Annotated in this window: 7 protein-coding genes and 1 tRNA gene; 7 read left to right on the top strand and 1 reads right to left on the bottom strand. The window is 73.6% G+C overall.

Translation table 11 applies throughout. From position 1 onward, the window contains the following. Positions 1 to 91: 91 nt before the first annotated feature. A tRNA-Arg gene (locus ACFUC1_RS19485) sits at positions 92 to 166 on the bottom strand. Positions 167 to 223: 57 nt separating this feature from the next. On the opposite strand from ACFUC1_RS19485, the gene ACFUC1_RS19480 reads away from it, so the two are divergent. The 7 genes from ACFUC1_RS19480 to ACFUC1_RS19450 form a co-directional block, all read left to right on the top strand. Beyond that, entirely contained in the window at positions 224 to 628 is a 405-nt protein-coding gene (locus tag ACFUC1_RS19480) for a response regulator (RefSeq protein WP_379122780.1), read from the top strand. A gap of 10 nt (positions 629 to 638) precedes the next feature. Continuing rightward, a complete protein-coding gene (gene argS / locus ACFUC1_RS19475) occupies positions 639 to 2,285 on the top strand; it encodes an arginine--tRNA ligase (RefSeq protein ID WP_379122778.1) in 1,647 nt (548 codons plus the stop codon). Between the two features lie 3 nt (positions 2,286 to 2,288). Beyond that, positions 2,289 to 3,725 carry a diaminopimelate decarboxylase gene (gene lysA / locus ACFUC1_RS19470; protein ID WP_379122776.1) on the top strand — a complete coding sequence of 479 codons (1,437 nt, stop codon included), beginning with the start codon at positions 2,289 to 2,291 and terminating at the stop codon, positions 3,723 to 3,725. Between the two features lie 162 nt (positions 3,726 to 3,887). Further along, the gene (locus ACFUC1_RS19465) at positions 3,888 to 5,261 is read left to right on the top strand and encodes a homoserine dehydrogenase (RefSeq protein WP_379122782.1); all 1,374 of its coding nucleotides are present in this window, start codon (positions 3,888 to 3,890) and stop codon (positions 5,259 to 5,261) included. Beyond that, on the top strand, positions 5,261 to 6,346 hold the full coding sequence (gene thrC, locus ACFUC1_RS19460; protein ID WP_379122774.1) for a threonine synthase: 1,086 nt from the start codon (positions 5,261 to 5,263) through the stop codon (positions 6,344 to 6,346). Before ACFUC1_RS19465 ends, thrC begins: the two co-directional genes overlap by 1 nt. Further along, positions 6,346 to 7,308 (top strand): homoserine kinase, encoded by a 963-nt coding sequence (gene thrB / locus ACFUC1_RS19455; RefSeq protein WP_379122772.1) that lies wholly within the window; start codon positions 6,346 to 6,348, stop codon positions 7,306 to 7,308. The genes thrC and thrB overlap by 1 nt, the downstream gene beginning before the upstream one ends. Before the next feature lie 207 nt (positions 7,309 to 7,515). Next, on the top strand, positions 7,516 to 8,043 hold a 528-nt coding region (locus ACFUC1_RS19450), incomplete at its 3' end, for a Rho termination factor N-terminal domain-containing protein (RefSeq protein WP_379122770.1).

Below are 8,043 nucleotides of genomic sequence, written 5' to 3'. Positions count from 1 at the left end.
ACCGCCACCCCCGGGGGGGGGCCCGCCCGTGCCCCACCCGGCCCCCGACCACGAGGGCCGGGCCGCTGGTGCGCCGGGCCCTTCGGCGGTGTGGTGCCCCCGGCAGGATTCGAACCTGCGCTCCCGCCTCCGGAGGGCGGTGCTCTATCCCCTGAGCTACGGGGGCGACACGTGCGCCCCGCAACAGGGCGCCCGCAGAGGTTAGCAGCCTAGGGTGGCTCCCATGGAAACCGGGGGACTGGTGTGGGTCTGCGACGACACCGAGCAGATCCGCCGCCTCATCCGGCTCAACCTCGAGCTCGAGGGGTACGAGGTCGAGGAGCTCGGCGACGGCGAGGCGCTCCTCGGCCGGCTCCGCGAGGTCGAGCAGCTGCCGGACGTCATCACCCTCGACGCGCAGATGGTGCCGCGGGACGGCTGGTGGGCGATCGCGCGGATCCGCGAGGACACCCGGCTGGCTGGGATCCCGGTGATCATGGTGACGGCCTCGGTCCACCAGCACGACCGCGCCCAGGCCACCGGCTCGGGGCTCGACGCGTTCGTCGCCAAGCCGTTCGACCCCGACGACCTCATCGCGCTGGTCAGGGGCTTCGCGGCCGGCGGCAGGGACGCCCCGCCCGCGCCCTAGAATCGTCCGGGTGACCCCCGAAGAGCTCTCCACCGCCATCCGCACCGCCCTCGCCGACGCCGTTGCCGCCGGCGAGCTCCGCGTGGACGTGCCGGAGCAGGTGCGCGTGGAGCGACCGCGCAACCGCGACCACGGGGACTGGTCCACCAACGTCGCGATGCAGCTGGCCAAGGGGGCCGGTGTGCCGCCGCGCGAGCTCGCGACGCAGCTCGCCGCCCGGCTCGGCGCGGTCGACGGGGTCAAGGCCGTCGACGTCGCCGGGCCCGGCTTCCTCAACATCACGCTCGACGCCGCCTCCGCCGGCGAGCTCGCCCGCACCATCGTCGACGCGGGTGCCGCCTACGGCCGCAACGAGTCCGAGACGGGCCACGTCATCAACCTCGAGTACATCTCGGCGAACCCGACGGGCCCGCTGCACCTGGGCCACACCCGGTGGGCCGCGCTCGGCGACGCCATGGCCCGCCTGCTCAAGGCGTCCGGCGCGACGCTGACGACCGAGTACTACCTCAACGACGCCGGCGCCCAGATGGACAAGTTCGCGCGCAGCGTCCTGGCCCGCGCCAAGGGCGAGCCGACGCCCGAGGGCGGGTACCCGGGCGAGTACATCGACACCCTCGGGGCAGCCGTGCTCCAGCAGCGCCCGGACCTGCCCGAGCTGCCCGAGGACGAGGCCATGGCCGTCGCCCGGGAGCTCGCGTACCCGCTGCAGCTGGCCGACATCCGCGAGACGCTCGAGGCGTTCGGCGTGCACTTCGACGTCTGGTTCTCGGAGAAGACGCTGCACGACGAGGGTGCGGTCGAGCAGGCCGTGGCCCGGCTGCGCGAGCAGGGGCACGTCTTCGACCAGGACAACGCGATCTGGCTGCGCACCACCGACTTCGGCGACGACAAGGACCGGGTGCTGATCCGGGCCAATGGCGAGCCGACGTACTTCGCTGCCGACGCCGCCTACTACCTGTCCAAGAAGGACCGCGGCTTCGACGAGAAGATCTACCTGCTCGGCGCCGACCACCACGGCTACATCAACCGGCTCAAGGCGATCGCCGCCTGCGCGGGGGACGACCCGGAGCACAACATCGAGGTCAAGATCGGCCAGCTGGTCAACCTCGGTGGCGCCCGCCTCTCCAAGCGTGCCGGCAACATCATCGAGCTGCGCGACCTCATCGACTGGATCGGCACGGACGCGATCCGCTACTCCCTGGCGCGCTACCCGGCCGACAGCCCGCTGTCGCTCGACGGCGAGGAGCTGCGCAAGCAGACCAACGACAACCCCGTCTTCTACGTGCAGTACGCCCACGCCCGGACCTCGAACGTGGCGCGGCTCGCGAACGAGGACGGCGTGCGGCGTGAGGACGGGTTCGACCCGAGCCTGCTGTCGGACCCGACCGAGGCCGCGCTGCTGGCGATCCTCGGCGACTTCCCGCGGGTCGTCGCCCAGGCCGCCCACCTGCGCGAGCCGCACCGGGTGGCGCGCTACCTCGAGGACCTCGCCGGCCGCTTCCACAAGTGGTACGACACGTGCCGCGTGCGGCCGATGAGCGCCGACGAGGAGATCACGGACGTGCACCGCACGCGCCTGTGGCTCAACGACGCGACCCGGCAGGTCTTGGCCAACGGACTGGACCTGCTGGGGGTCTCCGCGCCCGACAGGATGTAGCCCATGCGTGCACACGAGGCAGGAGCGCTCCACGCCGAGGGCTACGGCGGGCCCCCGCACTGGCTGCCCTGGCCGACCGACGTCATGGAGCTGCTGCCGCAGCTCTGGCCGCAGACCGTCGGCCGTGACGAGCAGGGCCGGCTGACCGTCGGCGGCCTCGACGTGGTGAGCATCGCGCGCGAGTTCGGCACCGCGGCATACGTCGTCGACGAGGAGGACTTCCGCGCCCGGGCGCGGGCGTTCCGGGACGAGTTCGCGGCACCGTTCGAGGGCCTCGGCGGGGTCGACGTCTACTACGCGGGCAAGGCGTTCCTGTGCACGGAGGTCGCCCGCTGGGTGGCCCAGGAAGGGCTCTCGCTCGACGTCTGCAGCGGTGGTGAGCTCGCGGTGGCGCAGCGGGCCAGCTTCCCGGCCGAGCGGATCGGCATGCACGGCAACAACAAGAGCGTCGCCGAGATCCGGCAGGCGCTCGAGTACGGCGTCGGTCGCATCGTCCTCGACTCCTTCGAGGAGATCGACCGCGTCGCCGCGGTGGCGACCGAGCTCGGCGTGCGCGCCCCCGTCATGGTGCGGGTGACCGTCGGTGTCGAGGCGCACACGCACGAGTTCATCGCGACCGCCCACGAGGACCAGAAGTTCGGGTTCTCGCTCGCGGGCGGCCGTGCGGCGGAGGCGATCGCGCGCATCCTCGCCCGGCCCGACGTCCTGGACCTGCGCGGCCTGCACTCCCACATCGGCAGCCAGATCTTCGACACCTCCGGGTTCGAGGTCTCGGCCCGGCGCCTGGTCGGGCTGCACGCCGAGGTCGCGCACGTCCACGGCGTGCACCTGCCCGAGATGGACCTCGGCGGCGGCTACGGCATCGCGTACACCTCCGAGCACACCCCCCTGTCCCCGGCGGCCCTCGGCGAGCAGATGGCCGACCTCGTGCGCCGTGAGCTCAAGTCCGTGGGCGACGGCGGCCCGGGCACCCCCGCGCCGCGGATCTCGATCGAGCCCGGTCGCGCGATCGTCGGGCCGAGCACGTTCACCCTCTACGAGGTCGGCACGGTCAAGGACGTCGACCTGGGTGGGGGAGCCAAGCGCACCTACGTCAGCGTCGACGGCGGGATGAGCGACAACATCCGCACGGCGCTGTACGACGCCGACTACTCGTGCACGCTGGCGAGCCGCCGGTCCGACGCCGCGCCGCGCCTGGCCCGCGTCGTCGGCCGGCACTGCGAGTCCGGCGACATCGTCGTGATGGACGAGTACCTCCCCGACGACATCGCGCCCGGTGACCTCGTCGCGGTACCGGGCACCGGGGCGTACTGCCGCAGCATGGCGAGCCAGTACAACCACACGCCTCGGCCGCCCGTGCTTGCCGTCCGTGACGGGGTGGCCCGGGTCATCGTTCGGCGGGAGACGGTCGAGGACCTGCTCGCCCTCGACGTCGGCTGACGCCGGCGGCGGACCGGGCGCCCACACGGCCGGACCACGCGGCCGGACCACACGGCCGGTAGGGTCCGGTCCAGGGCTCGCCGGCGTCCGGATCGCGGACCGGTGCGGTCCACAGGATGGACACCGCGGGAGGATGAGCCGGTGCTGAACGAGGAGCGGTCGGTGAGCGGGGCGGGACGCGACGGGCAGGAGCCACAGCAGTCGCAGACGCCGCTGCGTGTCGCCCTGCTGGGCTGCGGCGTCGTCGGGTCGTCCGTCGCGCGCATGCTCACCGAGCACGCCGACGACCTCGCCGCGCGCGTGGGCCGCCCCTTGCAGCTCGTCGGCATCGCCGTGCGCCGTCCCGGCCGGGAGCGCCCCGACGTCCCCGTCGACCCGAGCCTGTTCACGGCGGACGCGGAGGAGCTCGTCACCCGCGCCGACATCGTCGTCGAGGTGATCGGCGGCATCGAGCCGGCGCGGTCGCTGATCGAGTCGGCCATGAAGCACGGCGCCTCGGTCGTCTCCGCCAACAAGGCGCTGCTGGCCGAGGCCGGCCCGGCGCTCTACGCCGCGGCGGCCGAGCACGGAGTCGACCTCTACTACGAGGCCGCCGTCGCCGGCGCCATCCCGATCCTGCGGCCGATCCGCGAGTCGCTCGCAGGGGACGACGTGCGCCGGGTGCTCGGCATCGTCAACGGCACCACGAACTACGTGCTCGACAAGATGGACACGACCGGGCAGGGCTTCGCCGAGGCCGTCGAGCAGGCCCAGGCGCTGGGCTACGCCGAGGCCGACCCGACCGCCGACGTCGAGGGCTTCGACGCCGCGGCCAAGGCCGCCATCCTCGCGTCGCTGGCGTTCCACACCCGCGTGTCGAGCGACCAGGTGCACCGTGAGGGCATCACGGAGGTGTCCGCCGCCGACGTGCAGGCGGCGCGCGAGATGGACTGCGTCGTCAAGCTGCTCGCGATCTGCGAACGCACCGAGACGGTCGACGAGCAGGGCCGCTCGACGCCCGGCGTCAGTGTCCGGGTCCACCCGGCGATGATCCCGCGCAGCCACCCCCTCGGCGGCGTGCGTGACGCGTTCAACGCCGTCTTCGTCGAGGCCGACGCGGCGGGCCAGCTCATGTTCTACGGCAGGGGCGCGGGCGGCGACCCCACCGCCAGCGCCGTGCTCGGTGACGTCGTCGCGGTGGCCCGCCACCGCGTCGGCGGGGGCCGGGGACCGGGCGAGTCGGCATACGCGGACCTGCCCGTGCTGCCCATGGGGCGCGCTCTCACGAGGTACCACATCAGCCTCGACGTGGCCGACCGGCCGGGTGTCCTGGCGCAGGTGGCGACCGCCTTCGCCGCCCACGACGTGTCCATCGAGACGGTGCGCCAGCGCATCGTCGAACACCCCGGGGACGACGGTGCGCCGAGCACCCGGGCGCAGCTCGTCGTCGTCACGCACACCGCCCCCGACGCCGCGCTCGCCGCGACCGTGGAGGCGCTGTCCGAGCTCGAGACGGTCCGCGAGGTCACGTCGGTCATGCGGGTGGAGGGAGCCTGATGGCACACCTGTGGCGCGGGGTCCTGCGCGAGTATGCCGACCGCCTCCCCATGCTCGAGGGTGCGCCGGTCGTCACCCTCCAGGAGGGTGGCACCCCGCTCATCCCGGCAGAGCGGCTCAGCGAGCGCGTGGGGGCCGAGGTGTTCGTCAAGTACGAGGGGCTCAACCCCACCGGCTCGTTCAAGGACCGCGGCATGACCGCGGCGATCTCGATGGCGGCCAAGCACGGCGCCAAGGCCGTCATCTGCGCATCGACCGGCAACACCAGCGCCAGCGCCGCGGCCTACGCCGTCAAGGCGGGCATGGCGTGCGCGGTCCTCGTGCCCGACGGCAAGATCGCCATGGGCAAGCTGAGCCAGGCCATCGCCCACGGGGCCACGCTGCTGCAGGTCGAGGGCAACTTCGACGACTGCCTCACCGTGTCGCGCAAGCTCGCGGAGTCCTACCCGGTGGAGCTCGTCAACTCGGTGAACCCGGCCCGCATCGAGGGCCAGAAGACCGCGTCGTTCGAGGTCGTCGACGCCCTCGGGGACGCACCCGACATCCACTGCCTGCCCGTCGGCAACGCCGGCAACATCACGGCGTACTGGAAGGGCTACCGCGAGTACCACCAGGGCTCGCCGACCCCCGGGCCCGCGACGCACCTGCCGCAGATGTGGGGCTTCCAGGCGGCCGGCGCCGCGCCCATCGTCCTCGGCCACCCCGTCGACGAGCCCGACACCCTCGCCACCGCGATCCGCATCGGCAACCCCGCCTCGTGGCGGCAGGCCGAGGCCGCCCGCGACGAGTCCGGCGGTCGCATCGAGTCGGTGACCGACGAGCAGATCCTGGCCGCCCACCGCATCCTCTCGGCGGAGGAGGGCATCTTCGTCGAGCCGGCGTCGGCCGCCTCGGTCGCGGGGCTGCTGCAGGTGCACGCGGCGGGGCAGGTCCCGCCCGGCGCGCGCATCGTGTGCACGGTGACCGGCCACGGCCTCAAGGACCCGCAGTGGGCCCTGCGCCAGGCGGACGGCACGGAGGTGCAGCCGACCCGCATCCCCGTCGACGCCTACTCGGCCGCGGTCGCCCTCGGCTTCGAGGGCTGATGGCCGACCGCCTGGCCCCGGGGGCCTCGGTCGAGGTACGCGTCCCGGCGAGCAGCGCCAACCTCGGCCCGGGCTTCGACTCCGTCGGCCTCGCCCTGGGCATCTGGGACTCGTGCACGGCCACCGTCACCGAGGAGCCCGGCGTCGTGGTCGACGTCGAGGGCCAGGGTGCCGGGGAGGTCCCGCGCGACGCCTCGCACCTGGTGGTCCGCACCATGCTGCGGGCGTGGAGCGAGCTGGGCGTCGCCGCGCCGGAGGGACTGCACCTGCGCTGCCGCAACTCCGTCCCGCACGGCCGCGGCCTCGGGTCGTCCGCGACCGCGATCGTCACCGGAATCGTTGCGGCGCAAGCGATCCACGACGTATGCCGCGGTTCCGGCCACGACCCGGACCTCGCCTTCGCCAACGACCTCGCCGCCCGGCTCGAGGGCCACCCCGACAACTCCTCGGCCTCGGTGTTCGGAGGTCTCACGCTGTCGTGGTCCGAGGGGGAGGGGCACACGGGCACCGTCCGGCTGAGCCCGCACCCGGAGCTCGACGTGCTCGTCCTCGTCCCCGGCGTGCAGCTCTCCACGGCCACGGCCAGGTCGGTCCTGCCGACCCACGTCCGGCACGCCGACGCAGCCCGGAACTCGGCCCGGGCGGCCCTGCTGGTGCACGCCCTCACCTCCGACCCGGGACTGCTCCTGCCGGCCACCCGCGAGTGGCTGCACCAGGAGGCGCGGCGCGAGTCCTTCGCCGCGTCGATGCAGGTCGTGGACCTGCTGCGCGCCGACGGCCACGCCGCGGTCATCTCCGGGGCGGGGCCCTCGGTCCTCGTCCTGGGCCGGTCGGCGGACCTCGACGAGGCAGCGGGGAGAGCACCGCAGGACTGGGTCGCCAGCCGTCCCGGGGTGCCCTCCGTGGGGGCGCAGGTGGTGGGCCGGACACGCGGCGGGCCGATTTCCCAGACACGGGACTGACCGCCCCGGCAACGGTGTTACATTGAGGTCGCACCTCCCCGAGATGCCCCCCTTTGCAAGCATCCCCCGGTGAGCTGCACCCACCACATGTCGGCCGCCCTGATGCTGCCGTGGCCCTGTCGTGCCGCATGTGACCCACTGGTCAGTCTCTGACCCAAGCACCGGACCGAATCTGACTGGTCCGCATACGAGGGGGAAGGATCCTTCGTGACAGACACCACCACTCTCGACACTGCGAGCCCGCAGGACGAGAAGCCGCGACGCTCGGGCGCGCTCAGCACCATGAAGGTGGCCGAGCTCCAGGGGCTCGCGGCGAGCATGGGCATCACCGGCACCGCGAAGATGCGCAAGAACGACCTCGTGACGGCGATCAAGGACCGCCAGTCCGGGGGCAGCGCCGCGGCCCGCCAGGAGAACCGGCCCGAGCCGGTCCGCACGCCGGCCGCCGACCGTGCGCCGGCCGCTGACCGTGCGCCGCGCCGTGCCGTGCGCGGCGAGGGTGCGCCCGGCACCGAGGGCGCGTCCCGCACCGAGGGGGCGTCGCACGCGGAGGGCGCCGCGCGCACCGAGGCTGCCGTCCGCCCCGACCGCGGCGGCGAAGCCCGCCAGGAGCGGCCCGTCCGCGAGGAGGCAGCCCGCGGTGAGCGCCGCGGCGACCGTGGCGAGGAGGCCCGCGAGGGCCGCCCCGCCCGTGACGACGCCGCGCGGGGCGACCGCCGTGGCGAGGACCGGCGC

The organism is Pedococcus sp. NPDC057267 (genome assembly GCF_042668795.1).
Lineage (GTDB): Bacteria > Actinomycetota > Actinomycetes > Actinomycetales > Dermatophilaceae > Pedococcus.
Note: the sequence above shows the minus strand (reverse complement) of the source record. Positions and strands in the feature narration are given on the sequence as shown.